Below are 26944 nucleotides of genomic sequence, written 5' to 3' on the forward strand. Positions count from 1 at the left end.
AAATGTAATATTTACGACGAAAATATTGCAAATACCATAGGATCTACAAGTAAACATATTTTCTTTGTTGTAAAACTATTGAATAGCTCTTCTATTTTATCAATAAAATACAAACAGGATGTTTGGCTTAGGTTCGGTCTGGGCATAGTGGCCAGCAAGAGTAGATACGTTATAACAGTACTTTTTTTGGGGGGAGGAAGTGATTGGTGTTAGTTTCTTTGAGTTCTTTGTGGGTATAGGTCTCAGCTAGTCTAGAGTTCGCACCTAGCAAGGCAAATTAAAAGCTATGCATTCCCACGGAGAACCATGGGTATGAGGTGAAGTCAAAATAAACAGGCTAAAAAAAGGAATCGCAGAGCTCTTCCGTTCATAACATTAGCCTGTCGGCTAATTCACCCAGCGCCCCCACAACTTAACAAGAGTTGTAACCAGTAGTTATAACAAAACCTTGCTCAACGTGGCTGTGATAAATCCCCCGTTAAGTTTTTCTAAATCAATCACTGCCTTTAGAAAGCTAAGGCAGGAAAGCCGTTAATAACAATTAAATTCTTTTCCCATCACTTCTCTAAAGACTCTACTTCAAACTATACGCAAAGTTATGTTATATAAGGGTATGATGTAAAAACAACTCTCTTAAAAGGTGACGCGTGTGTTTAAAGTTTACCATTCCAATCAAATAAGCTTGCTGAAAGAGCTGGTGTTGGCGCTAATGAAGCAATCGCCATTAAGTCATCCTTTTGAAAATGAAACTGTTCTCGTGCAAAGCCCTGGTATGGCACAATGGCTGCAATTAGAGATTGCGCAATCAACGGGGATCGCGGCGAATATCGATTTTCCGCTACCGGCGAGTTTTATTTGGCAGCAATTTAAACATGTTTTACAAGATGTACCCGATAATAGCCCCTTTAATAAACAATCCATGACCTGGCAAATAATGAAGTTGTTGCCTGATTGTTTAGAAGATGAAGATTTCAGTGCCTTAAATGATTATTTAAAAGATGATACCCATCTGCGTAAACGCTTTCAGTTGAGCGGTAAAATTGCGGATATTTTTGACCAATATTTAGTGTACCGACCGGAGTGGATTGATAACTGGGAAACACTTGAAGATAACCAAGTAAGTTTAGAGCACTTACAGCCAGATTGGTTGGATGCACATCTTTGGCAAGCTAAGTTATGGCGTTTATTGGTTAGTAGCATTAAAGAAGGGTTTCAAGCACAGGGTAAAGCGTATCACCGTGCGGGCTTATACCAAGACTTTTTAAGTACACTCGAGACTAAAACAACGGCTGAATTAAGCCATTTACCAAAACGTATTTTTGTCTTTGGTATCTCCTCTCTACCGGAATCTTACCTGCAGGCCTTGTTAGGTTTGGCAGAACATTGTGATGTGCATTTTTTATTAACCAATCCTTGTCGTTATTATTGGGGTGACATTGTTGACCCTAAACTGCTTGCAAAACGTTTTGCGCAATCGCGTCCAAAAGTCAGTGTTGAAGCAGGCGAGGTGGCGGAATTAACGGCGACTAGTTGGCAAAAAGATGCAGCACATTTAGCCTGGGCGAGCAGTGGTGATGTGGAAAGTGAAGTCGGTAACCCTTTACTGGCGTCAATGGGTAAGATGGGGCGTGATTTTTTATATCAATTATATAGCCTTGAACAACAAGAGATTGATGCCTTTGTAGATATAGACCGTGATAGTCTTTTACACAATATTCAGGCGGACATTTTAGATTTAGCCGATAGTTCGGCACAAACCTTGGTTGACCCTACGCTGCGTATTGAAATTAGTGATGATGATAACTCATTAAGTTTACATGCTTGTCACAGCGTGATGCGTGAAGTGGAAGTATTACACGATAATTTATTGACTATGTTTGAGCAGGATAAAAAGCTCACACCTAAAGATATTATTGTGATGGTGCCAAATATTGATGCCTATGCGCCTTATGTTGAAGCCGTGTTCAGTCGCTCGGCTAGCAGTATTAGCATTCCTTTTTCTATCTCAGATGTCAGTGCGCAGCAAGAGAATCCTATTCTGGCGAGTTTTTTACAGTTATTGAACTTGCAACAAAGCCGCTATACACGCGAAGATATTTTAGCCTTGCTAGAAGTGCCGGCTATTTTAAATCGTTTTGCTATTAAGCAAGATGAGTTTGATTTATTACAACACTGGATCACTGAAAGTGGGATTCGTTGGGGACTTAATGATAATTCGGCAACCCAATGGGAGCTGCCTGCATTAACACAAAATAATTGGCTGTTTGGTTTAAAACGTATGTTGCTCGGTTATGCCATGAGCGACAATCTATTTGAAGGCATTGCGCCTTACGATGAAGTGCAGGGTTTACAGGGAGATTTGTTAGGCCGCTTTATTGAGTTTGTTGATACTTTAATTGTGTTAGAAACTAATTTAAACCAAGAAGTTAGTTGCGCGGAATGGCAGTTGTTTATTAATCAGTTGATTGATGATTTTTATCTTGAAGATGAAGATAACAGTGCTTTATTCAGTCAAATCCGTCAGCAAATGCAAGCGCTGACGGAACAAACCGCGCAGGCTAAATTTGATCAACCCTTAGCCTTAATGGTGCTGGTGGAGTATTTACAAGAAAACCTTTCTAGCCAATCTAACAGCCAACGTTTTTTAGCTGGGCAAGTTAACTTTTGTACGCTGATGCCAATGCGGTCTATCCCATTTAAAGTGGTATGTTTGTTAGGCATGAATGATGGATTATATCCGCGTTCTTTATTACCCATGGGATTTGATTTAATGGTTGGGCACCGCAAGCGTGGTGACCGTTCACGTCGAGATGAAGATCGTTATCTGTTTTTAGAAGCGTTGTTATCGGCGCAATCTAACTTTTATGTTAGTTACATTGGTAAAGATATCAGTGATAACAGCGAAAAAATGCCCAGTGTGTTAGTCAGTGAATTGCTCAATTATATTCAGCAGAGTTTCAGGCTTGCTAGCCAATCGGTGAGTTTAATTGCAAGCGGCGAGCTAGAAAGTGGGCAACTAGAAAAAGCGTTATTAGCTTCATTAACGCATCACTATCCTATGCAGAGTTTTAGTGAGCAATACTTTCAAGGTAAGCAAAAAACCTATCAACAATCTTGGTGGCAGGCATTAACGAAAGCGCCTGTAGCGGAAGGTGAAATTAACCAGCCCTTGCCTTTATTACAAAGTGACCACGTTGAATTAACGTCATTGATTCGCTTTTTACAAAACCCTTGTCGCGCATTTTTTAATCAAGGCTTGAATGTGTATTTTGAGATTGATGAAATTGACCAAGAAAATGATGAACCTTTTGCCTTAGATAACCTGCAACAATATATGCTTAAAAAGCAGCAATTTGAGAATGGATTAGATGATCAAGCATTAACTGAGTTATATGTTGGTTTACAAGCACAGGGTAAGTTACCCGTTGGTGAATTTGCTACCTTGATCTTTAATAAAGATTTGCAGGTAATGGTGGATTTAGCGGGAGTATATAGTGGTTATTTCATTGGCGATATTGAGCAAATACAGGTCGATATTCCCTTTGATAATAAACGCTTAATTGGTGCATTAGATGACCACTGTGAAAATGGATTAGTACGCATTAAACCGGGCAATATTAAAGGTAAAGATTTATTAAAACTTTGGGTTGAACATTTGAGTTATTGCATTGTGCACGGACAACACCTCAATGCGACTTTATTTGGTCAAACTAAGGGGCACTATTTTGAAGAGATCCCCGCGGATTATGCGCATAAACGTTTATCGGAACTGTTAGCGTTATACGAGCAGGGGTTACAGCAAGCCTTACCGTTTTTTGTTGAAAGCGCTTACCAATGGTGTGAGGCCGTTTGCCAATTACAAGCTAATGTTTTTGTATTAGATGAACTCAGTTTTGATACTCGTGCAGCTGGCCAACAAGCAGCTTTAAAAGTGTTTAATAATAGTCGAGGTTATGCCGAAGCCAATGACCCTTATATTAATCGTCTTTTTGATAACATTGAAGACCATTGGCAAGCTTTTGAATCCATCGCATTACAGGTCTTTATGCCGTTATTATGCAATTTGAATGATTTAATTTATCAACAGTGGGGAGAGGAATAATCATGGTAGAAGAAAATTTAAACCTCGACCTTGATATGGCTAATGATGAGATCAATAGCGATATTTCTGTAACCCCTTTACAGGCGTTAACCTTTCCACTGTTTGGGCGTCGATTGATAGAAGCGTCAGCGGGTACGGGTAAAACCTATACCATTGCGAGTTTATTTATTCGCTTGCTGTTAGGTCATGGTAAGCAAGGCGATGCCCCGTTAGATGGCAATAATACAAATGTTATTCAAAGTGCTGAGCAAACTAAGCAAAGTGCCATGCAAAGCACTAGTCAAGCTAGCAGCCAAACTGCGCATTATTCGGCATTAACCGTAGATAAGATTTTAGTGGTGACCTTTACTGAAGCGGCTACTGCAGAGCTAAGAAGTCGAATTAGAGAGCGTATTCGTGAAACACGTTTAGCGTTTATTGCAGGCAGTAGTAAAGATGATTATTGCCAGCAATTGATTGAAGATAGCACCAACCTTGAACATGATATTCGTTTACTACGTTTTGCTGAATTACAAATGGATGAAGCGTCTATTTTTACCATTCATGGTTTTTGTCAGCGCATGTTACAGCAAAATGCCTTTGAGTCAGGTAGCTTATTTCAACAAACCTTATTAGAAGACGATTCTGAAATTTTAAGCCAAGCCTGTAACGACTTTTGGCGCGCACATTTTTATCAATTATCTACGTCATTAACGGAAGTTATTTATGGTTATTGGGCGACCCCTGCAGCGTTAAAATCAGAATTACAGCAATGGTTGTCACGCAATGATTTAACGTTTATTCCAGCTATTACTGATTTTGATTTTCAAAGTAAATATGAAAAAAGTTTAAATGCCATTGCACAGGTAAAACAAGCCTGGAATGCTGATAAGGATGATTACCTAGACATTATCACGCATTCAGGTGTCGACAAGCGAAGTTACAGTAAACGTAATTTGCCGGACTGGTTTAAGAATGTCAGTGAATGGGCGTTATCTACCCAGCTGGACTTAACACTACCTAAAAGTTTATCTAAGTTTTCACAAGCTGAATTAATTAATAAAACGAAGAAAGGTGCTGCGCCAACGCATGCAACATTTGAATTAGTTGAAGCCTTACTTGAGCAAGACATTTCGATTAAAAATACTTTATTGATTAAAGCGACACATTGGATAAAAGAGAATTTACAGAACACCAAACAACAGCACATGTTGTTAGGATTTGATGATTTATTAACGCGTTTAGATCATGCATTGCAGGTGTCGCCAGCAGGGCATTTAGGGCAACAAATAAAGCAGCAATATCCGATCGCCTTGATTGATGAATTCCAAGATACTGACCCGGTGCAATACCGTATTTTTGATACGATTTATGCGCAAGTTAGTGTTGATAATGATCAGCTTAACGATCCGCTTAACGATCCGCTTAATGATGCGATTGATGACGCGGCGAATGATATGTCGGATCAAATTAAAGACGGCACTAAAGCTCAAGGCCGAATAGATCAAGTAGAACAATTATCGCGCTTTGACCAATCAGGTTTATTTATGATCGGCGATCCTAAGCAAGCGATTTATAGCTTCCGTGGTGCAGATATTTTTACTTATATGAAAGCGCGTAATGCGGTCACCGCGCATTATAGTTTGGATAATAACTATCGCTCCAGTGCGGAAATGATTGATGCGGTAAACGGTTTTTTCCAACATCGAGTCGCACCGTTTATTTATGATCAAGATATTCCTTTTTTCCCTGTACAAGCGCCACCCATTAAACGTAAAAAATTAGTGGTCAATAACCCTGATGATGATCAACAGACAGCATTGCAGTTTTTACATATTAATGGTGGTTTAAGTAGCGATGCCTTTCGATATGCAAGTGCACAAGCCGCAGTGAATGAGGTTAAGGCGTTATTGTTATTGGCGCAGCAAGACCAAGCTTATTTAGAAGACTCAGAAGGTAATAAATCACCTATTCTAGCGAATAACATTTCAGTATTAGTCCGTACCGGTAACGAAGCCAACATTATTCGTAAAGCGTTATTAGAAGAAAATATTAATAGTGTGTATTTGTCATTGAAGGAGAGTGTATTTGCAAGCACTTTAGCGCAGGATTTGTTGCGTTTATTGAGTGCCTGCTTGCACCCAAGTAATGAACGTTATTTACGTTCTGCAATTGCTTGTAAATTGTTTTCGTTAACCCCTTATCAAATTCACTTTACCTTTTCTGACACCGCCAGTTGGGAAGCTAAAATTGCTGACTTTGCGCGTTATAAAACCGTATGGGAAGAAAGTGGCATATTGGTGATGTTGCAACAGTGTTTTCATGAGCAAGGTATTAGCGCCAATTTATTAGCGCAAAACCAAGGGGAGCGTACATTAACGGATCTCTTACATCTCGCTGAATTATTGCAAAAAAACAGTATGGTGTATGAAGGGGCCTTTGCGTTATTACGTTGGTTTAGCGAGCAGATAAATAATGCTAAAAACGAGCAAGGTGAGCAGAAACAACGCTTAGAAAGTGAAAAAGAGCTAGTGCAAGTGAGTACTTTACATAAATCTAAGGGGCTAGAATACGATATTGTATTTATTCCATTTAGTGGTTTATATCGTGAACCTAAAGAATGTTTGTTTCACGATAGCCAACAACGTTTAGTATTTGATTTAAATGGCGAAGAGGCAAATAGAGAAAGTACTGCCAAAGAGTTGTTAGCGGAAGATATTCGACTGCTTTATGTCGGTTTAACGCGCAGTGTTTATCGTTGTTATTTAGGCATTGGCCCTTATAAAAGAGGACGCGCTAAAGTCTCACCGTTAACCAAAAGTGCGTTGGGTTATTTATGTGTTAAAGCGGGTGAAGAGTTACAGGCCGGTGATGACCAAAAACTGCAACACTTATTAAAAAGTGTGTGTGACATGTCGAAAAATATCGGTATTCGTAATACACCAAATCCCTTGAGTGAAACCTATCAAGCGACCAGTCAATCTGCGGCTGAATTAATTGCACCTGAGCAGTTTGTTGGACACATTGAAAAAAATTGGTGGGTGACTAGTTACTCGGCTTTATCTCGTTTCCATAGCGCGCCAACCATTGAAGATAAACAGACCAAAAAAATTCCAGAAGAAAGTGTTCAAACCTTAGAACAGTTACAGCAACCTTCGTTACTACAACCGACTCTAGTACCGCAAGAGCAGCAAGTTAATAATGTATTTAGTTTTCCGCGTGGTGCAAAACACGGTACTTTTTTACATGAGTTGTTTGAAGAACTCGATTTTCAAGATAGCCCCGCAGATAAGTTGATCCCTTGGTTAACGGACCGTTTAATTATTAATGGTTATGAACCAGCGGAAGAGTGGGCACCGATTGTCAGTGAATGGATAACGCATATTTTAGCGCACCAATTAGCTGCCAATGAATATCCTGAGTTATCGCTGTCGCAATTAAGTGAAGCGCAAAAGAAAGTAGAGATGCAGTTCTTTATTCCGATGCAACCGATTGAAGCGTCATCGGTGAACCAGTTGATTACTCATTATGACCCTTTATCGGCACGTGCGGGTTTATTACAGTTCAACCAAGTGCAAGGCATGCTCAAAGGCTTTATTGATTTAACTTTCGAATATCAAGGGCAATATTTTGTATTGGATTATAAGTCTAACTACTTAGGTGATAGTCTCGCGGATTATAGTGAACAGGCCATGGCCGATGCAATTGTTGAGCATCGTTATGATTTTCAATACCAATTATATACCTTGGCATTGCACCGTTTGTTAAAATCACGCTTAGATGATTACGATTACGAGCAACATATTGGCGGTGTGTTTTATACCTTCTTACGGGGAATGCAAGGAGAGCACAATGCAGGTTCTTATTTCACTAAACCAAAGTTTGAACTGATTGATAAATTAGATAAATTATTAAGCGGTGAGTTAAGCGCAGAAAAACTGCGAGAGGAGTTGTCATGCTAGATAAAAATAATAACCTTGGCACTAAGTCGGTACAAGGGATCATAAGCGAACAGCTCAGCGCAAGTGAACAGGATATGTTAGCGTTATTAAAGCGCTGCCAGTTAAATCAACAAATTCGCCCAATAGACTTCCATTTTGCAAAATTTATGGCGCAATTAGGGGCTGATAATTTAATGCAATTAGCGGCTGCGCTAGTGAGCCAGCAACTCGGTGGCGGTCATATTTGTTTACCTATCGATAAAATAGGTAGTTTGTTCCATCAGCATTGTTTGCAGCTTGGTATCGATTCAAAGGTTGAAAGTGAACGTCTACAGGTGTCTTGTATTTTTCATGATCAACAACAAATGCATTATGCCTTAAATGAAAGTATTTGTTGTGGTGACGATGCGCCTTTACGCTTGCAGTATGACGCTTTATTCATGGCACGTTACGCTGAATTTGAGCAACTTATTTCAAATAAACTTTTGCAGCCTATTGCTGTACAAGTAAGTGAAGAAAGCAAAGCATATTTAGAACAGTTGTTTAAACCTCAGTACACTTATTTATGGCAGGCATGGCAACAAGATAACACTCAATCGGTACAGATTTTATGTGAAAAGTTTTTAGATGTTATCGATAATGCTGTCGTTGATTGGGGAGCGGTTGCCGCTGTTTTCAGTAAAGCAAACTGCGCGGACGATTTAAACTCATTAGCAACACTAATAAGCAATCACGTGCGTTGTGATTGGCAAAAAATAAGCGCGGCATTGGCGTTAACCTCTGCGCGTTGTGTTATTTCAGGTGGTCCAGGCACAGGTAAAACCACCACTGTGGTTAAACTCTTGGCTTTGTTATTACATGCTGAGCCAGATTTAATGATAAAAATGGTAGCGCCAACGGGTAAAGCAGCGGCACGTTTAACGGAATCGATTACTAACGCATTAGCAGATTTGGATTTAGATAAAACCGTTGCACAGCTCATTCCTACTGATGCTAGTACTATTCACCGCTTATTAGGCGTACGTAATAATAGCGCCCATTTTCGTCACCACGAACACAACAAGTTAGTATTAGATTTGCTGCTGGTGGATGAAGCCTCTATGGTTGATTTACCTTTGATGGCTAAGCTATTGAGTGCTTTACCGGATCATGCTCGTTTAATTTTGCTCGGTGATAAAGACCAATTAGCTTCCGTTGAAGCGGGCGCAGTATTAGGTGATATTTGTTCGTTTATTGAATCGGGTTATAGCCAACAAAAAGCACAGCAATTAGCAGATTTAACTGGTTTCGATAGTTTATTAGATCAAGCAAACATTGCGACAGCTGCTGCATCCGAAGCTGCTACGACTAAAACTACAATATCCCAAACAGCAGTATCCCAAACAAGAATGTCGGATAATTTATGTTTATTGAAAAAGAGCTACCGTTTTGATCAATTCTCCGGCATTGGTTACTTAGCATCGGCGATCAATAAAGGCGGTATTACTGCAGGCAAACTATTGCGACTATGTGAACAATACGATGATCTAAATTATTATCCTAATGATCCTCAAAGTGATGCCATCTTTGAACAGCTAGTGATTGAGGGTTATGGCCCTTATTTATCTGATATATGCGCGATTAATGACGATAACCGCGATCAAGCAAAAAAATTGTTACAGCAATTTAATGATTTTAAAATTCTCTGTGCGACGCGTGAGCAGGAATGGGGTGTTGATAATCTAAATCATCGCTGTGAAAAAATATTGCAAAAGGCGGGTTTATTAGCACGTCGTTTCGACCTCACACAAACTTGGTATCTTGGTCGTCCTGTGATGGTGACTGAAAACAGTTATCACCTTGGATTGTTTAATGGCGATATTGGCGTGTGTTTAGCTGATCAAAGTGGGCAATTAAGGGTTTATTTCGTGATGCCTGATGGTTCCGTGGCTGACTTTCAACCTAGTCGATTACCTACTCATCAAACGGTATTTGCAATGACGGTGCATAAAAGCCAAGGTTCAGAATTTAAACATACCTTGCTGGCTTTGCCTGACTATGCGTTACCTGTGATGAATCGGGAGTTGATTTATACGGGTATTACACGTGCAAAAAAACAATTAACGCTGATTGCTGATCTTTCATTAGTAGCCAGTTCAGTGAGGAATAGAGCAAGTAGAAATAGCCGTTTAACCGAACGATTAAGCACAAATTAATGAGTACTTACTGAGAAAATAGCTATTTTAGCAAACCGTTATGTTCGCAAACAGCAAGCAGTTTTAATTGGGCAATGGGTAGATACTTAATTTATTGATAATAGGCGAGTAAAAATGACACCGGCAATATTATTAGCAGAAAAAAATAAAATAACGTTTCAAGTACATCAATATAAACATGACAAAAAAGCTGAATCCTATGGTTTAGAAGCCGCTGAGAAATTGAATGTGGACCCACTACAAGTTTTTAAAACCTTGGTGGTTGAAGTTGATAAACAATTAGTGGTGGCAGTACTACCAGTGACGGAACAACTTAATTTAAAAGCCGTCGCGTCGGCATTAAAAGCTAAGAAAGCGCAAATGGCGAATAAAAATGATGTGTTACGTTCTTCGGGTTATGTGCTGGGTGGCGTCAGCCCGCTTGGACAAAAGAAACAATTGCCAACCTTGATTGACGAAAGTGCATTAGCACAACAAACTATTTATGTAAGTGCAGGTAAAAGAGGGTTAGAGATACAGTTAGCAGCGCAAGACTTAGCAGATCTTTTATCGGCTCGCTTTGTTGATTTAACTTAATGTTTTTTATTTACTCCTGTTAGCGCTCCGGTCTAGATTCTGTCTGCATCTACATTGTGTTGAAGGGGACAGTTGATCGTAAAATAGATCCTTTCGCTGACAGGTTTAAACCTTGACTCATTTCCTCATAAACACAGATTTATTTTAAATACTATCTAGCTTCTCAATACGTCTATGTTAGCATGCGCTGAATTTTCTGGCGTAGCGTCGGAAACACTTTTTTAATTGTTAATGAGACAGTAGATGGAACAAGTAATTACCCTATATTTAAAACTATTTTTTATGATGACACCGTTTTTTGTGTTATCTGTTTTTTTGATCATGAGTAAAAGATTAACCTCATCGGAAAAGAAGCAAATAATTCTTAAATTAAGCATTACTGTGCTCATCATTAGCTTAGTATTCCTGATCTTCGGTCAATATATTTTCAGTTTATTTGGTATTACATTAGATGCCTTTAAAATTGGTGCTGGTACTGTGTTATTTTTAAGTGCGTTAGAAATGATCAAAGGCGGCACAGAAGTGCCTGAAGGACCAGAAGGCTCTAATAAACGCGGTGTTGATTTTGCCATTGTTCCATTAGCTATTCCGGTAACAGTTGGTCCAGGTATGATTGGTATATTGATGGTTATTGGTGCTGAGTTAGATGGATTAGCCGATACGATTGTGGTGGTATTAGCCTTGATTGCTGCTGTAGTTTCGGTGGCAGCTGTGCTGTTGTTTTCTAATAAAATCCAACGTTTATTAGGTCAGCAAGGTTTAGAGGTATTACCTAAAATCACAGGATTATTTGTTTCTGCTATTGGCGCACAAATTGTATTCTCTGGGATCCAAGGATTTTTTGTTGGTGGGTTGGTCGCTCAATAAAAAATAGTGCGGTGTTAGCTATTGAATAAAAAGTTAACACAGTATTTAAGCGTTATTTAAAATTGTTTTTAGCAAGCTATGTTTTTAACAAACTATGTAATGAAAGAGCTAACAAAGCTTGCGCTAAGCGCTGTAACAAGCCCTTTAATAACGCATTAATAGGCTTATTAGCTAAAGCGATTAGACTTAGTCACTAAAGCTATGTATTGAATGAGCTACTTTTCTTAGGATTCAGACCAAACGGCGAATTCATTGCCACTTGGTTCGGTAAAATGAAAGCGCACACCACCCGGAAACGCAAACAGCGGGGTACTTATTTTACCGCCGGCTTGCACTATTTTTAGCTCAAGCGCAGCTATTTCCATAGTGTAAAATACTGTCAGGCCAGCGCCGTTTGCAGAACTTGAGATTAGCGGAGAACGATAAAAACCACCGTTAAGTCCTGATTTTTCGACGAACGCAATATAATCTGGCCCATAATCAGTAAATTGCCAGTTAAAAACTTGGGTAAAGAAAGTTTTAGTGGCCGCTAAATCTTTCGCTGGATATTCAAGGTAATTTATCTTGTCGCTTTTAGTCATGGCTTATCCCTCTTAGATTGAAATGATAAGTGCTTCAATGTTGAATCCGGTGCTTTAAAAATGTTAATGCTGTTAATTTACCTAAATAGCATGGTTTAATTTTTTTAGTCTTGCTCTCGCTTGTTATATGCTGGTGAACATTAAAGATATTTGATGGTGTCAGTTGCTAACCACTTTGAATGTGAGCGTTATTTAAGCAAGCATTTACGAATTACTAAACAAGTATCTAAACAAGTACCTATGCAATGGCCTGCAAGTATTTAAGCAGTTACTATCGCTGAATCATAAAATTTATAAACAGAAAGCGATCACAGGTCTAAAACTATTTGCTCTTTTAGCACTTATTTTTTTATGAATTGCCAAAAATAGCACTGATCTTCTAAAAAACTGAGCTAGCACTCGGTTTTTACTATCTGCTACCTATCGACTATCAGCAAAACAGTGTCTATAATGGCGCGTCTTAAATTTCACTATAGAAATCATAAAATGATTTTTGATTAAGGTGTTATTTTATCATGCGGTTAGTCTAAGCAAATACACCTTAGTGATGAAAGCGAATAAATAAATAGGCTTTTATCAGTAAATACAATTTTTAACGTAAAAGATAAAGGAATAAAAATGCAAGTTTCTGTTGAATCTACACAAGGCCTAGAGCGCGTATTAACAATTACTGTTGCTGCTGAAACATTCGATAAAGAATTTGACGGACGTCTACGTCATTTATCAAAAACACAACGTGTTGATGGTTTCCGTCCAGGTAAAGTTCCAGCATCAGTTATTGCTAAGCGTTTTGGCGCAGCTGTTGAGCAAGAAGTTGGCGGCGAAATCATGCAACGCAACTTTTATGAAGCTATTGTTGCTGAAAAATTAAACCCAGCTGGCGCACCTGCTGTAGCTCCTGTTGCTCGTAAAAAAGGTGAAGATTTTGTTTTCACTGCAACATTTGAAGTTTACCCAGAAGTAACATTAAATGAATTAGACGCATTAACAGTAGAAACTGTGACTGCTGAAGTTGAAGATGCTGATTTAGATAAAATGTTAGTAACATTACAAAAGCAACATGCTGAATGGAATGACGTTGAGCGTGAATCTCAAAACGATGACCAAGTAACTGTTGATTTTGAAGGTTCTATTGACGGCGAATTATTTGAAGGCGGTAAAGCGGAAGGTTTCCAAATCGTTTTAGGTAGTAACCGTATGATCCCTGGTTTTGAATCAGGTATCGTTGGTAAAAAAGCAGGCGAAGAGTTCAACATCGACGTAACTTTCCCTGAAGATTACCATGCAGAACAGTTAAAAGGTAAAACAGCACAATTTGCAATCAACTTAACTAAAGTTGAAGAGCAAACATTACCTGAGTTAACAGAAGAATTCGTTAAAAAATTCGGCGTTGAAAGTGGTGACCTAGCTGCTCTTAAAGAAGACGTTAAGAAAAACATGCAACGTGAACTTGAGCAAGTATTAAAAAATACTGCTAAAGACAACGTATTAACTGCATTAGTTGAAAACAACGAAATCGAAGTGCCTAAAGCATTAGTTGATGGTGAAGTTAACGTATTACGTAAACAAGCTATGGAACGTTACGGTAAGCAAATGGACCCAAGCAACTTGCCTGAGTTACCAGCTGAACTGTTTACTGAGCAAGCTGAAAAACGTGTTAAAGTAGGTCTTTTACTAGGTGAAGTAATCAAAGTTAACGAATTAAAAGTTGACCAAGAAAAAGTTGCTGCATTAATTGAAAATGCTGCTTCTGCTTACGAAAACCCATCTGAAGTTGTTGAATATTACAAAAACAACAAAGAACTAATGCAAAACATGGAAAATGTTGCATTAGAAGAGCAAGCGGTTGATTTTATCATTGAAAAAGCTAAAGTAGCTGAAGTAAAAAAATCGTTCGATGAAGTAATGAATAAACCTGCTGCTTAATAGTTTCTTTAACTATTAATTCAAGTGGTTATACATTTCAATGGCTCGGGTGATTTCACTCGGGCCATTTTCATTTTTAACGCAAACAATAAAAATAAATAATTAGGATGGAATATGACTAACCCATTTGCTGGAAATACGGAACAAATCAGTAACGCACTTATCCCTATGGTTGTTGAACAAACGGCAAAAGGTGAGCGTTCATATGATATCTATTCTCGACTATTAAAGGAACGTGTTATCTTTTTAACCGGTCCTGTTGAAGATCACATGGCTAACGTGATCACTGCGCAGTTACTTTTTTTAGAGTCTGAAAGCACAGAAAAAGATATTTACATTTATATTAATTCACCAGGTGGCTCGATTAGCGCTGGCATGGCAATTTACGATACAATGCAATTTATCAAACCAGATGTAAGTACTATCTGTATGGGAATGGCCGCTAGTATGGGCGCATTTTTATTAGCAAGTGGCGCTGAAGGTAAACGTCATGTATTACCTAATGCTAAGGTGATGATTCACCAACCACTAGGTGGTTTCCAAGGTCAAGCTTCTGATTTTGAAATACATGCAAAAGAAATTTTAGCAACAAAACAGCGTATGAATGAGTTATTAGCATTCCATACGGGTAAAGATATTGAAGTTATTGCTCAGGATACTGACCGTGATAACTTTATGCGAGCTCAAGAAGCAGTTGACTATGGTATTGTTGACTCAATCTTAACTCGCAGAGCATAAATAAGGGATAACGATAACTATGTCCGATAAAAACAACAATGATGCTAATAGCAGCCTATTGTATTGTTCGTTCTGTGGTAAAAGTCAGCATGAAGTTAAAAAACTGATTGCAGGACCTTCTGTGTATATTTGTAACGAATGTGTTGATCTTTGTGATGACATCATTAAAGAAGAAATTGCTGAGCTTACAAGTAATGCTGAAACCAGTACTAACAGCAATAAAAAATTACCAACACCCCATGATATCCGTGCGTCATTAGATGATTATGTTATTGGCCAAGATTTAGCAAAAAAAGTGCTATCTGTTGCTGTTTATAATCATTACAAACGCTTAAAACACGGTGATATCGCCGATGGTGTTGAGTTAAGCAAATCTAATATTTTGCTGATTGGTCCAACTGGTAGTGGTAAAACACTGCTGGCTGAAACCATGGCTCGTTTATTAGATGTACCATTTACAATGGCAGATGCAACCACTTTAACTGAAGCTGGTTACGTGGGTGAAGATGTTGAAAACATCATTCAAAAACTATTACAAAAATGTGATTACGATCCTGAGAAAGCGCAACGCGGTATCATCTATATTGATGAAATTGATAAAATAACGCGTAAATCTGAGAATCCATCTATCACTCGTGATGTTTCTGGTGAAGGTGTTCAGCAGGCATTATTGAAACTGATTGAAGGTACCGTTGCTTCTATTCCTCCACAAGGTGGGCGTAAGCATCCAAACCAAGAATTTATTCAAGTTGATACATCTAAAATATTATTTATTTGTGGCGGCGCATTCTCTGGTTTAGATAGCATTATTGAGCAACGTATTAACACCGGTGCAGGTATTGGCTTTGGTGCAACCGTGCGCGATAAAGATGCTAAAGCGTCATTAAGTGATACGTTCAAGAAAGTGGAACCTCAAGATTTAGCAAAATATGGTTTGATTCCTGAATTTATCGGGCGTTTACCAGTAGTTGCAACATTAACTGAATTAGATGAAGAAGCATTAGTTGAAATTTTAACTGCACCTAAAAATGCAATTACAAAACAATATGCTGCTTTATTCGGCTTAGAAAATGTTGAACTTGAATTCCGTCCTGAAGCGTTAACAGCGATGGCTAAGAAAGCGATGAACCGTAAAACTGGTGCACGTGGTTTACGTTCTATTGTTGAAGCTGTGTTATTAGATACGATGTATGACCTGCCTTCAGTTGAAAATGTAATCAAAGTGGTTGTTGATGAAAACGTTATTATGGGTGATGCATCACCTTTGTTAATTTACTCAGAAGAAGAAAATAAACTCGTATCGTCTGATAAATAAGCAATTAATAACAATAAAATAAAAAAAGAGGGCATTATGCTCTCTTTTTTTGTTTCTAAGCTTGAAAAAAAACTTAACATCCCCAATATTGGATACAAGTAAAAATATTTTTACGCGTGCATTCATTTCATGTATTTATTTTCAATACTTTTTCTGGGGACAATATGAAATTAGAAACAGACCAGCTGTTGACGCTACCTGTCTTACCACTCCGTGATGTCGTTGTTTACCCGCACATGGTTATTCCATTATTTGTCGGCAGAAAAAAATCGATCAGCTGTTTAGAAGCTGCGATGGAGCAGGGCAAAAAGGTATTATTAGTAGCACAAACTGAAGCTTCACTAGATGATCCTAAAATAGAGGATTTATACTCAGTGGGTACGGTTGCTAATATTTTACAATTATTAAAATTACCCGATGGCACGGTCAAAGTGCTAGTCGAGGGTGTGCAACGAGCCACTATTCTTCGTAACATAGATCATGAAGAATACTTCTTTTCTGAAGTTGAGCTGCTAGAAAGTGAAGGCGTCGATGAGAAAGAAGAAGAAGCGCTGATACGTAGCGTATTAGGACAATTTGAGTCATATATTAAGCTCAATAAAAAAATTCCACCTGAAGTACTTGCTTCTGTTAATGGTATCGACGAACCAGAGCGCTTGGCAGATACAATTGCAGCGCATATGCCATTAAGCCTAGAAGATAAACAAACGGCGTTAGAGTTAACTAATGTGACTGAACGTTTTGAATATCTAATGGGTATGATGGAAAATGAAGAAGATATTCTAAAAGTTGAAAAACGTATTCGTAGCCGTGTTAAGAAACAAATGGAACGCAGCCAACGTGAGTATTATCTTAACGAGCAAATGAAAGCGATTCAAAAAGAGCTCGGCGATAGTGAAGAAGGTCAAAGTGACCTTGAGCAATTAGAAGAAAAAATTGAAGCGGCTGGCATGTCAGCTGAAGCAAAAGAAAAAGCGTTATCTGAACTTAAAAAGCTAAAAATGATGTCACCGATGTCATCGGAAGCAAGTGTTATACGTACTTACATTGAAAGCTTAGTGAATGTACCGTGGAAGAAACGCAGTCCTGTTAAAAAGAATTTAGCTAAAGCACAAGAAATCTTAGATGAAGATCATTACGGTTTGGAAAAAGTCAAAGAGCGCATTTTAGAATATTTAGCAGTTCAAACACGTATTAATAAATTGAAAGGCCCTATTTTATGTTTAGTGGGGCCTCCAGGTGTTGGTAAAACATCTTTAGGCCAATCCATTGCGCGCTCAACTGGCCGTAAGTATGTACGTATGGCATTAGGTGGTGTACGTGACGAAGCTGAGATCCGTGGTCATCGTCGTACTTATATTGGTTCGTTACCGGGTAAGTTGATTCAAAAAATGACTAAAGTGGGCGTTAAAAACCCATTATTCTTATTAGATGAAATTGATAAGATGGCTTCCGATATGCGTGGTGATCCTGCTTCTGCATTATTAGAAGTGTTAGATCCAGAACAGAATAATAGCTTTAATGACCATTACCTTGAAGTTGATTACGATCTTTCTGATGTGATGTTTGTTGCGACGTCTAACTCAATGAATATTCCAGGTCCACTTTTAGACCGTATGGAAGTGATTCATTTATCTGGTTATACAGAAGATGAAAAACTTAACATCGCTAATGGCCATTTATTAAGCAAACAAATTAAGCGTAATGGTCTAAAAGAATCAGAAATTTCAATTGATGATAGCGCGATAATTGGTATCGTACGTTATTACACGCGTGAAGCCGGTGTACGTGCTTTAGAGCGTGAGATTTCTAAAATTTGTCGTAAAGTTGTGAAAGATATTTTATTAGACAAAAAACTGAAAAAAGTAGATGTTACTATTGATAATCTAAAAGATTATTTAGGTGTACGTCGTTATGACTTCGGTAAAGCAGACTCTGAAAATCAAGTTGGCCAAGTTACAGGGCTTGCTTGGACATCTGTTGGTGGTGATTTATTAACTATCGAAGCAACCTCTGTACCGGGTAAGGGTAAGTTAACTTACACTGGTTCATTAGGTGATGTGATGAAAGAGTCTATTCAAGCTGCGATGACAGTGGTGCGTGCGAAAGCTGAAGAATGGCGTATTAATAGCGACTTCCATGAAAAACGTGATATACATGTGCACGTGCCTGAAGGTGCTACGCCAAAAGATGGCCCAAGTGCTGGTGCAGCAATGTGTACGGTGTTAATTTCTAGCTTAACAGGTATTCCTGTTCGTGCTGATGTGGCGATGACAGGTGAAATTACGTTACGTGGAGAAGTACTTCCAATTGGTGGTCTAAAAGAAAAATTATTAGCGGCTCGTCGTGGTGGTATTAAAACGGTATTGATTCCGTTTGAAAATACACGTGACTTAGAAGAAATCCCTGATAATATTAAGGACCAACTAGAAATTAAGCCAGTTCGTTGGATAGATGAAGTATTAGAAATCGCTTTACAAGATAGCATTAAAGGTTTTTCTATCGGAAAAACTGAAAAATAGGTGACAAACCGCATAAAATAAGGGCTATCTACCTAATTTTATTCAAATTTACTTGCTTGAATTTGAATAGAACAGTAGCCTAGCCCTGTATTTTTTTACTATGTGCCATTCAATCTTAAAATAGCACCAATTTATTATAGACAGGGGATTTACAAATGAACAAAGGACAATTAATCGATAACATCGCTGAAAGCGCAGATATCTCAAAAGCTGCAGCTGGTCGCGCATTAGATGCATTTATCGACAGCGTTACTACAGCTTTAGTTGAAGGCGACAGCGTATCACTAATTGGTTTTGGTGCTTTCTCAGTAAAAGAGCGTGCTGCACGTACAGGCCGTAATCCACAAACTAATGAGCCCATTCAAATCGCAGCAGCAAAAGTACCTGCATTTAAAGCGGGTAAATCATTAAAAGATGCTATCAACGCATAAGCGTTTTTATTGCACCGTTATGCATTAAGCGCGTCCTATGATGCGCTTTTTTGTTTTTAAGTCTTAAAGAGTAAAATATTATGTTAGATAAAATGCGCGAAGGCTCTCAAGGGATCGTAGCTAAAAGTATTTTAGTGGTGATCATCCTGTCTTTTGCTTTGGCGGGGGTGAGTAGCTATTTAGGGACTACTTCAGAAAGTGCAGTTGTCACGGTTAACGGTGAAGGTATTTCACAACAAAGTGTTGAACAAGCTTATCAAAATGAAAGAGCGCGTTTACAACAGCAATACGGCGAACAGTTTGACTTGATCGCTTCTACACCTGGTTTTACACAACAGATTCGTGCTCAAGCTACACAGACATTAATCACTGAGCGTTTAATTGCACAAGCCGTTACTGAAATGGGTTTACGTGTCGGCGATGATCAAGTTAAAGAAGCTATTCGAAATATGCCTGAATTCCAAGTTGATGGTAAATTTGATAACAACTTATACTTGTCTTTATTACGTAACAATAACTTAGCTCCAGCACAATTCAGTGCAAACTTTAAAACTGACTTAGTACGACTACAACTATTAGAATCATTAGTGGGTAGTGAGTTTGTTTTACCATTAGAAGTCGAGCAAGCTTATCAATTGCAAGGTCAACAACGTGTTGCACGTATTTTGAATATAAAAAGTGCTGATTTTATGACTACAGATTCTGTGTCTGAAGATGAAATCAATACCTACTATGCAGATAACAGCGAGCAGTTTCAAAATCCTGAGCAAGTTGATGTTGAATACATTCTGTTAGATGCTGCAACATTAGCACCAGAAGTTAACCTGAATGAGAAAGATATTGAAACTTACTACGAACAACATGCGGATCAATATCAACGTGTTGAACGTCGTAAAGTAGCTCATATTCTGGTTCAAGGTGATTCAGAAGAAGCGAAAAATAAAGCACAAGCTATTTTAGATGAATTAAAAGCGGGTGCGGATTTTGCTGAATTAGCAAAAACAAAATCAGATGATGTCTTTTCTGGTAAAAATAATGGCGAATTAGATTGGTTCGAGCGTGGTGTTATGGATCCTGCATTTGATAAAAGTGCTTTTTCGTTAACAACTGATGCGCCTCTATCTGATGTTGTTAAATCAGAATTTGGTTTTCATATTATCAAATTAATTGAAGCACAGGAAAAAGCAACATTACCGTTGGATGAAGTTAAATCTAAAATCGAAATCGCGCTTAAAAACGATAAGATGAAAGAGATGTACGACAACTTATACCAACGTTTAAGTGAAGTCGCATTCGAGTCTCCTGATAACTTAGAAGAAGCCTCTGCTGAAGTTGGTGTAGCGATTCAAACAACAGGTTTCTTCTCAGCTGATAATGCTCCAAGTTCAGTTGATAACCGTAATGTACTTAATCAAGTGTTTAGTGAAGATTTCCGTGCTGAAGGTTTAAACTCTGAGATTATTGAACTTAATGATTCTCAAGCAATTGTAGTGCGAGTTAAAGCTCACAAAGACGCAGCGACTAAACCATTAGCTGACGTTTCTGAGCAAATTACATTACAACTTGAAGAGCAAAAAGCAGCAGCTGCAGCACAACAATTTGTAGAGTCATTAATGGCTAAATTAAACGCTGGTGAATCAATTGCAGCTGAATTAGCGGATAAAGGTATCGCGTTCACTGCACCGTTGACGCTAGCACGCTATAGCCGCGATTATGATGCTCAGGTTATTCAACGTTTGTTCCAATTAGCTAAACCAGAAGCTGAAAATGTGACACGTGATTACGTGGTTACTGCACAAGGTGATTTTGCAGTTATTGAGTTATCTGACATTGTTGATGTGGATAATGCAGAAGCGAATGAGCAGACTAAAACGCAATTATCAACTATGTTAGAGCGCAGTACTTCTGAAGCGACTTATCAAGCATTAGTGACGTACTTGTTAGACAATGCTGATATTAGCTATGCGGGTGAACAATAAGTCCTAATGTCTAATGAATGACTTAATAAACTATTTTTCATAATTAATAAGTTATTCTATAAAACCTAGATAAATAAAAAGCGGCTCAATGAGTCGCTTTTTTAATGTGTAACTTGTTGATTTTGTTTTATTACCCCGAATTGAGATTATGTAGACTCAGTAAAATTTATCACTCTTTATCCCAAAATACTTTCCTGAAGTGTTTACGACAAACAGAGACATAACTTTCATTTCCACCTATTTCAACCTGAGCACCTTCCTGAATTGCCTCACCATTTCCATCCAAGCGTAAAACCATATTAGCTTTACGACCACAATGGCAGATTGTTTTTAACTCGATCAATTTATCCGCCCAGGCTAATAAATATTGACTGCCTGGAAATAGTTCACCTTGGAAATCTGTTTTAATACCATAGCAAAGTACTGGAATATCTAATATATCCACAACATAGGTAAGCTCTCTAACTTGTTGTTTACTTAGGAATTGAGACTCATCGATTAAAATGCAGTGTTGTTTTTGCTGCAGATGTACTTCAGCGATCATTTCAGCTAAATTATCCGTTGCTGCAAAGATATGCGCATCGCTTTCAATGCCGAGTCGTGATGAAACTTTACCAATACCAGAGCGATTGTCGATGGCTGCAGTTAATACAAATGTATTCATGCCTCGTTCACGATAGTTATATGATGATTGTAATAGTGACGTTGATTTACCTGCATTCATTGCGGAGTAATAAAAATAAAGTTGTGCCAAAATAAAGTCCTGTTATCAAGCTGATTAATATACCCAAACTGCAAAGAACTTTTTATGGTTCGCAGGGCTAATAACGTATTATAACACTACCCAATCACTTTGTTATTGTTCGGTATATATTTACTGTAATGTAGTGATGTAAATAAATTGAAATAACATTGGCATAAAGTATTTTTAAATGGAGTGAGTAATGAGTAAAGCAGTTTTATATTATGTATATGATCCGATGTGTAGTTGGTGTTGGGGATATCGAGATAGTTGGTTAAAACTATCTCAAGCATTAGGATCAAAGGATCTAAGCATTGAATATAAGTTAGGTGGGTTAGCACCAGATTCTGATGTTGTTATGCCTAATGAAATGCAACAGATGTTACAGGGAATTTGGCATAAAATTCACAGCCAATTAGGCACACAATTCAATTTTGACTTTTGGACACAATGCGCACCGCAACGATCAACTTATCCCGCTTGTCGTGCTTGCCTTATTGCAAGAGATAATGACCAAGAACAAGCCATGTTATTTGCTATTCAGCAGGCTTATTATTTGCAAGCAAAGAATCCATCATTAACCTCTACATTGGCAGAGTTAGCGGAAAGTATTGGTTTTAATAGGGAATGGTTCGAACAACAATTGAATGATGACGAAGTGAATGTGAGATTTCATCAAGAAATTTCGGCTAGTCGTCAGTTGCCTATTCAAGGTTTTCCATCATTGGTTTTAGCAGTTAATGGTCAACATATACCGGTAGCCATTGATTATCTAAATTGGCAAAAAACCTATCAACAAGTTATGGATTTATTAAATTAATTCAGCAATTAAAGTTGTTAGTGAATAAAAAAGCCCGTTTATGGATGCTAACTTAATGTAGCATTTCATTAACGGGCTTTAAATTTAGCTAACGTCTCACTTAATAAGGTTTACGCTGCATTTTCACGTGCTTCAATGAAAGCGATAGCACGCGAGATACGTTCAACACTACGTGTTTTACCGATTAGTGCTAATGTAACATCAAGAGAAGGGGACTGACCTGCACCTGTAATTGCTACGCGTAACGGCATGCCTACTTTACCCATTCCTACTTCTAGTTCAGCGGCGGTATCTTCGATAATTTGGTGTAAGTTAGTTTCTGACCAATCATCGCTAGCTTGTAGTTTTGTTTGTACAAGCTGTAAAGCTTCTTTAGCAACAGGGCGTAAATGTTTTTTAGCTGCCGTGGCATCAAAATCTTCATAGTCTTCATAAAAGTAGCGACTAGAATTTGCTAACTCTACTAATGTTTTTGCACGTTCTGCTAATGCCGTAACAACTTCTGTTAAAGCGGGACCATTACTGGTATCAATATTTTGCTGCTGCATATGCCATTGTAGATGACCTGCAACATATTCAGGGCTTGATGTTTTAATGTAATGGTTGTTTAACCAAAGTAATTTATCAGTATTAAATGCTGATGCAGACTTACTAACATGATCCAAGCTGAATAGGTCAATCATCTCTTGTTGTGAGAATATTTCCTGGTCGCCGTGAGACCAACCTAAACGAACTAAGTAGTTATTTAATGCATTTGGTAAATAACCTTCGTCACGATATTGCATGACAGAAACAGCACCGTGGCGTTTAGAAAGTTTTGCGCCATCATCACCCAAGATCATTGAACAATGCGCAAAACGTGGTACAGGTGCACCAAGTGCTTCATAGATGTTGATTTGGCGAGGTGTGTTATTAATATGGTCTTCACCACGTACAACGTTAGTAATGCCCATATCCCAATCATCAACAACAACACAGAAGTTATATGTTGGCGAACCATCACTACGACGAATAATAAGGTCATCAAGTTGATCGTTAGCTATTTCTATTTTTCCGCGGATCTCGTCATCAAAAATCACTGAACCTTGTTTTGGATTACGGAAACGAATAACACAAGGTTGATCGGCTGTTGCTGCTTGATTCACTGCAACAATTTTAGGATGTTGTGCATCATAGCGTGCCATTTCTTTATTAGCTTCTTGCTCGGCACGGATCTCATCTAATAAATCTTTAGGTGCGTAACATTTGTAAGCTTTATCTTCAGCTAATAGCTTATCCACCATTTCATTGTAACGGTCGAAACGCTTAGTTTGATAATAAGGCCCTTCGTCCCAATCCAAACCTAACCAAGTCATACCTTCTAGAATCGCATCAACAGCTTCTTGAGTAGAGCGCTCGATATCGGTATCTTCAATACGTAATACGAATTGACCACCTTTGCTTTTTGCATGTAGCCATGAGTATAGTGCTGTACGCGCACCACCAACGTGTAAATACCCAGTTGGGCTAGGAGCAAAACGAGTTTTAACTGTCATTAAAAATTTCCTTATGGAACTATTGAATAATCATTGCCGTATTTTAACGAAACCGCATCTAATTACATTAACTATTTATCGATAGCGCGCATTTGCCTCTGAAAAGGGTGAAAACAATAAAAATTAAGCGTTTTTTGCTTGCCCTTTAAGCAGTTAAGCAAAAAAGAACAGTTTTATTTAAAAAGGCCTTGACTGAAAAAAGTCGAACCCTATAATACGCCCCACAAACAACGGCATTCAATTTAATGTTTTGTTAGTAAAGAGTAACATGGGCGATTAGCTCAGTTGGGAGAGCATCGCCCTTACAAGGCGAGGGTCACTGGTTCGAACCCAGTATCGCCCACCATGTTACTTGTTCTTCAAGAGAATTAAAATTTTGAACTTTGAAAGTGGGCGATTAGCTCAGTTGGGAGAGCATCGCCCTTACAAGGCGAGGGTCACTGGTTCGAACCCAGTATCGCCCACCACTTTCAAATGTTATAGCAATAAAATTTAAAGATGGGCGATTAGCTCAGTTGGGAGAGCATCGCCCTTACAAGGCGAGGGTCACTGGTTCGAACCCAGTATCGCCCACCATCTTTAGTTTATTATTATGGCAACAATAAATATCATGGGCGATTAGCTCAGTTGGGAGAGCATCGCCCTTACAAGGCGAGGGTCACTGGTTCGAACCCAGTATCGCCCACCATGATATTTATTAAAAGATTTAAAGATGGGCGATTAGCTCAGTTGGGAGAGCATCGCCCTTACAAGGCGAGGGTCACTGGTTCGAACCCAGTATCGCCCACCATCTTTACGTTTTTATCAGTACGGTATTAAAATATCATGGGCGATTAGCTCAGTTGGGAGAGCATCGCCCTTACAAGGCGAGGGTCACTGGTTCGAACCCAGTATCGCCCACCATGATATTTGAAAAAGATTTAAAGATGGGCGATTAGCTCAGTTGGGAGAGCATCGCCCTTACAAGGCGAGGGTCACTGGTTCGAACCCAGTATCGCCCACCATCTTTAATCTAGTCACTCACTTATTAAATAATCAATTTAATAAGTCTATAAATAGAAAATAATCCTCATTTAAATCCATTGTGAACCTATATTAATTTTTATACCTGAAGTTAATCCTTTATTTCATAAGTGGCTGTTTAGATCTAAGTAATAGTTAATTGATTTATACTTATTAAAATTAATGGCATTTTAGTTACTGCTTTAATTCGGAACGTCTTACTATAACTCTCAGAATTTTTAGAATTAATCAGCCGATTTAAAATTGTTCCAGTCTATTTCCGTTGTCAGAACAATTGGTTATTACAAATAATGACTTCTATAGTTACTTTATTCTTAACCCTAGATAGTTCAGTCATTTGTTCTCGATTGAGATCACTACATGCTTTATATAAATAAACGACATCTACATTAATACTTCTATTAACTAGTCTACATTTATCGAACAAAAAACAAGGTTTCTTTTCATTATCAGTATAATAAAGATTATGATCATAATTTTAAGATATAACTAATATTATTTCTGTAAACATATACCACTATAAACATTTCATTCTATTGGTATGGGCATAATAAACAGCTTTCATAAAGACACTCATATCAAGGTTTCTAGCTAATGAAGATGAATTTTTATCAATTTAAATAAGCTAAGTGATCAGATAGTTAAGGTGCAACGTATACTAAATGTAAATTTGACTAAAACACTTATCTCTATTACTTTAGTATTGGTTTATTTGATTTTTTTGGAATATATAATTTATAGTGTTTTACATAAGAAATAGACATTAACAAACAGTTTGAAACAATAATCAAAAAAATAATTTTTTACAAAATAAATATGCAATAAAAAAAGGATAAGTTTGTTGTGTATTTTATTTTTAAATTTTCTAATAGTTTATTTATTAGAATTAGAATAGTCGCGTTGGGGAAAAATAATGGAAAAGCAAAATAATCTAGTTGATGATACGAATGACACTGAAGTTGTACTAAATGAACAACAAGTGACTGAAGCTGAACAGCAATTAAAAGCCGGTGAAGAACAATTAATTGCAACGGAAGATCAATTAGTCCCAACTGCGACGGATGATGTCGTCTCTGAAGTTGATGCTGAAGAAGCAATTGTCTCAGATATCGAAAATATTGACGATTTAGAAGCGTTACTTGCGCTTGGCGAAGAGGTCTTTGATTTAGATATTGAAACTGCTGCCGGTGAATTATCGAATGGAGGGAGTTCTTCTGTTGTTGATTTCGCTCGAGATGGCGCCGAAACTATTGCCACCACTGCTTTCCAAACATCTGCCTTCAATACCCCCACTATAGATACGCAAGTGTTTACTGACGAAAATGATGACGATGCTAATTTTAATGTTAACTCTGTAGCAACACTTACATTAACAAATACTAACAACTTTATCGAAGATGATGGTAGTGCAGTCATTGGTGCCGTGGTTTCAACTTATACCATTAATGATTTAGATGGTGATCAAGTTACAGTTACTTTAAGCGACACTGAAAACTATGCCTTAGATGGTAATGGTAATGTTGTGTTAACAGAAACTGGAGCGGCTTTGGTTAATAACGGCCAGGATTTGCCTCCATATACATTAACACCAAATGATGGCCAAGTTGACGGTCAGCCGGTAAGCCATGACCCAAGTATTACCACTACAAATGATGCACCGATCTTAACATTA

Annotated in this window: 15 protein-coding genes, 7 tRNA genes and 1 pseudogene; 20 read left to right on the plus strand and 3 right to left on the minus strand. The window is 38.0% G+C overall.

What is annotated here, in order from left to right:
* Positions 1–649 precede the first annotated feature (649 nt).
* The 5 genes from recC to MT390_RS15480 all read left to right on the plus strand — a co-directional run bounded on the left by recC (position 650) and on the right by MT390_RS15480 (position 11660).
* Positions 650–4102, plus strand: a complete 3453-nt coding sequence (gene recC / locus MT390_RS15460) for an exodeoxyribonuclease V subunit gamma (protein ID WP_499442044.1) — start codon at positions 650–652, stop codon at positions 4100–4102.
* Positions 4103–4104: 2 nt separating this feature from the next.
* Entirely contained in the window at positions 4105–8043 is a 3939-nt protein-coding gene (gene recB / locus MT390_RS15465) for an exodeoxyribonuclease V subunit beta (protein WP_499442045.1), read from the plus strand.
* Positions 8037–10217, plus strand: coding sequence for an exodeoxyribonuclease V subunit alpha (gene recD, locus MT390_RS15470; protein ID WP_499442047.1), 2181 nt, complete (start codon positions 8037–8039; stop codon positions 10215–10217). The genes recB and recD overlap by 7 nt, the downstream gene beginning before the upstream one ends.
* 114 nt (positions 10218–10331) lie before the next feature.
* The gene (gene ybaK / locus MT390_RS15475; RefSeq protein ID WP_166373224.1) at positions 10332–10793 is read left to right on the plus strand and encodes a Cys-tRNA(Pro) deacylase; all 462 of its coding nucleotides are present in this window, start codon (positions 10332–10334) and stop codon (positions 10791–10793) included.
* Between the two features lie 243 nt (positions 10794–11036).
* Entirely contained in the window at positions 11037–11660 is a 624-nt protein-coding gene (locus MT390_RS15480; RefSeq protein ID WP_166373222.1) for a MarC family protein, read from the plus strand.
* A gap of 224 nt (positions 11661–11884) precedes the next feature.
* Here the strand turns inward: MT390_RS15480 and MT390_RS15485 are convergent, their stop codons facing one another.
* Positions 11885–12241, minus strand: a complete 357-nt coding sequence (locus MT390_RS15485; protein WP_499442048.1) for a VOC family protein — start codon at positions 12239–12241, stop codon at positions 11885–11887.
* A gap of 618 nt (positions 12242–12859) precedes the next feature.
* Between MT390_RS15485 and tig the strand changes: the two genes are divergently transcribed.
* The 6 genes from tig to MT390_RS15515 all read left to right on the plus strand — a co-directional run bounded on the left by tig (position 12860) and on the right by MT390_RS15515 (position 21152).
* Complete coding sequence (gene tig / locus MT390_RS15490; protein ID WP_166373218.1) at positions 12860–14167, plus strand: trigger factor; 1308 nt, start codon at positions 12860–12862, stop codon at positions 14165–14167.
* 114 nt (positions 14168–14281) lie between these two features.
* The gene (clpP, locus tag MT390_RS15495; RefSeq protein WP_028869508.1) at positions 14282–14905 is read left to right on the plus strand and encodes an ATP-dependent Clp endopeptidase proteolytic subunit ClpP; all 624 of its coding nucleotides are present in this window, start codon (positions 14282–14284) and stop codon (positions 14903–14905) included.
* A gap of 19 nt (positions 14906–14924) precedes the next feature.
* Positions 14925–16220: an ATP-dependent protease ATP-binding subunit ClpX gene (gene clpX / locus MT390_RS15500; protein ID WP_166373216.1), complete on the plus strand. Its 1296-nt coding sequence runs from the start codon at positions 14925–14927 to the stop codon at positions 16218–16220.
* A gap of 164 nt (positions 16221–16384) precedes the next feature.
* On the plus strand, positions 16385–18742 hold the full coding sequence (lon, locus tag MT390_RS15505) for an endopeptidase La (RefSeq protein ID WP_166373214.1): 2358 nt from the start codon (positions 16385–16387) through the stop codon (positions 18740–18742).
* Positions 18743–18897: 155 nt separating this feature from the next.
* Positions 18898–19173, plus strand: coding sequence for an HU family DNA-binding protein (locus MT390_RS15510; protein ID WP_028869511.1), 276 nt, complete (start codon positions 18898–18900; stop codon positions 19171–19173).
* 80 nt (positions 19174–19253) lie between these two features.
* A complete protein-coding gene (locus tag MT390_RS15515) occupies positions 19254–21152 on the plus strand; it encodes a SurA N-terminal domain-containing protein (protein WP_499442049.1) in 1899 nt (632 codons plus the stop codon).
* A gap of 169 nt (positions 21153–21321) precedes the next feature.
* Here MT390_RS15515 and MT390_RS15520 read toward each other — a convergent pair whose 3' ends face one another.
* Positions 21322–21906: a thymidine kinase gene (locus tag MT390_RS15520; RefSeq protein ID WP_499442050.1), complete on the minus strand. Its 585-nt coding sequence runs from the start codon at positions 21904–21906 to the stop codon at positions 21322–21324.
* A gap of 190 nt (positions 21907–22096) precedes the next feature.
* Here MT390_RS15520 and MT390_RS15525 point away from each other — a divergent pair, with 190 nt between their 5' ends.
* Entirely contained in the window at positions 22097–22714 is a 618-nt protein-coding gene (locus tag MT390_RS15525; RefSeq protein ID WP_499442051.1) for a DsbA family protein, read from the plus strand.
* A 110-nt stretch (positions 22715–22824) separates the two neighbouring features.
* Here the strand turns inward: MT390_RS15525 and gltX are convergent, their stop codons facing one another.
* The gene (gene gltX, locus MT390_RS15530) at positions 22825–24249 is read right to left on the minus strand and encodes a glutamate--tRNA ligase (RefSeq protein ID WP_166373210.1); all 1425 of its coding nucleotides are present in this window, start codon (positions 24247–24249) and stop codon (positions 22825–22827) included.
* 270 nt (positions 24250–24519) lie between these two features.
* Between gltX and MT390_RS15535 the strand changes: the two genes are divergently transcribed.
* From MT390_RS15535 to MT390_RS15570, 8 genes and pseudogenes are all read left to right on the plus strand, one after another.
* Positions 24520–24595 (plus strand) — tRNA-Val (locus MT390_RS15535).
* A gap of 45 nt (positions 24596–24640) precedes the next feature.
* Positions 24641–24716: transfer RNA gene (locus MT390_RS15540), tRNA-Val, on the plus strand.
* A gap of 33 nt (positions 24717–24749) precedes the next feature.
* Positions 24750–24825, plus strand: a tRNA-Val gene (locus tag MT390_RS15545).
* Positions 24826–24861: 36 nt separating this feature from the next.
* Positions 24862–24937: transfer RNA gene (locus MT390_RS15550), tRNA-Val, on the plus strand.
* Positions 24938–24963: 26 nt separating this feature from the next.
* A tRNA-Val gene (locus MT390_RS15555) sits at positions 24964–25039 on the plus strand.
* 37 nt (positions 25040–25076) lie between these two features.
* Positions 25077–25152, plus strand: a tRNA-Val gene (locus tag MT390_RS15560).
* Between the two features lie 25 nt (positions 25153–25177).
* Positions 25178–25253, plus strand: a tRNA-Val gene (locus MT390_RS15565).
* 932 nt (positions 25254–26185) lie between these two features.
* Positions 26186–26944, plus strand: a pseudogene (locus MT390_RS15570) (hypothetical protein); the annotation flags it as partial.

Source organism: Vibrio sp. 2-Bac 85, assembly GCF_037546705.1.
In the GTDB taxonomy this organism is placed as follows: Bacteria; Pseudomonadota; Gammaproteobacteria; order Enterobacterales; family Psychromonadaceae; genus Psychromonas.

What these genes read in the sequence shown, in the direction of transcription:
- recB (WP_499442045.1), top strand. Translation starts at nt 4,105, where the DNA reads ATGGTAGAAGAAAATTTAAACCTCGACCTTGATATGGCTAATGATGAG.
- recD (WP_499442047.1), top strand. Translation starts at nt 8,037, where the DNA reads ATGCTAGATAAAAATAATAACCTTGGCACTAAGTCGGTACAAGGGATC.
- ybaK (WP_166373224.1), top strand. Translation starts at nt 10,332, where the DNA reads ATGACACCGGCAATATTATTAGCAGAAAAAAATAAAATAACGTTTCAA.
- MT390_RS15480 (WP_166373222.1), top strand. Translation starts at nt 11,037, where the DNA reads ATGGAACAAGTAATTACCCTATATTTAAAACTATTTTTTATGATGACA.
- MT390_RS15485 (WP_499442048.1), bottom strand. Translation starts at nt 12,241, where the DNA reads ATGACTAAAAGCGACAAGATAAATTACCTTGAATATCCAGCGAAAGAT.
- tig (WP_166373218.1), top strand. Translation starts at nt 12,860, where the DNA reads ATGCAAGTTTCTGTTGAATCTACACAAGGCCTAGAGCGCGTATTAACA.
- clpP (WP_028869508.1), top strand. Translation starts at nt 14,282, where the DNA reads ATGACTAACCCATTTGCTGGAAATACGGAACAAATCAGTAACGCACTT.
- clpX (WP_166373216.1), top strand. Translation starts at nt 14,925, where the DNA reads ATGTCCGATAAAAACAACAATGATGCTAATAGCAGCCTATTGTATTGT.
- lon (WP_166373214.1), top strand. Translation starts at nt 16,385, where the DNA reads ATGAAATTAGAAACAGACCAGCTGTTGACGCTACCTGTCTTACCACTC.
- MT390_RS15510 (WP_028869511.1), top strand. Translation starts at nt 18,898, where the DNA reads ATGAACAAAGGACAATTAATCGATAACATCGCTGAAAGCGCAGATATC.
- MT390_RS15515 (WP_499442049.1), top strand. Translation starts at nt 19,254, where the DNA reads ATGTTAGATAAAATGCGCGAAGGCTCTCAAGGGATCGTAGCTAAAAGT.
- MT390_RS15525 (WP_499442051.1), top strand. Translation starts at nt 22,097, where the DNA reads ATGAGTAAAGCAGTTTTATATTATGTATATGATCCGATGTGTAGTTGG.
- gltX (WP_166373210.1), bottom strand. Translation starts at nt 24,249, where the DNA reads ATGACAGTTAAAACTCGTTTTGCTCCTAGCCCAACTGGGTATTTACAC.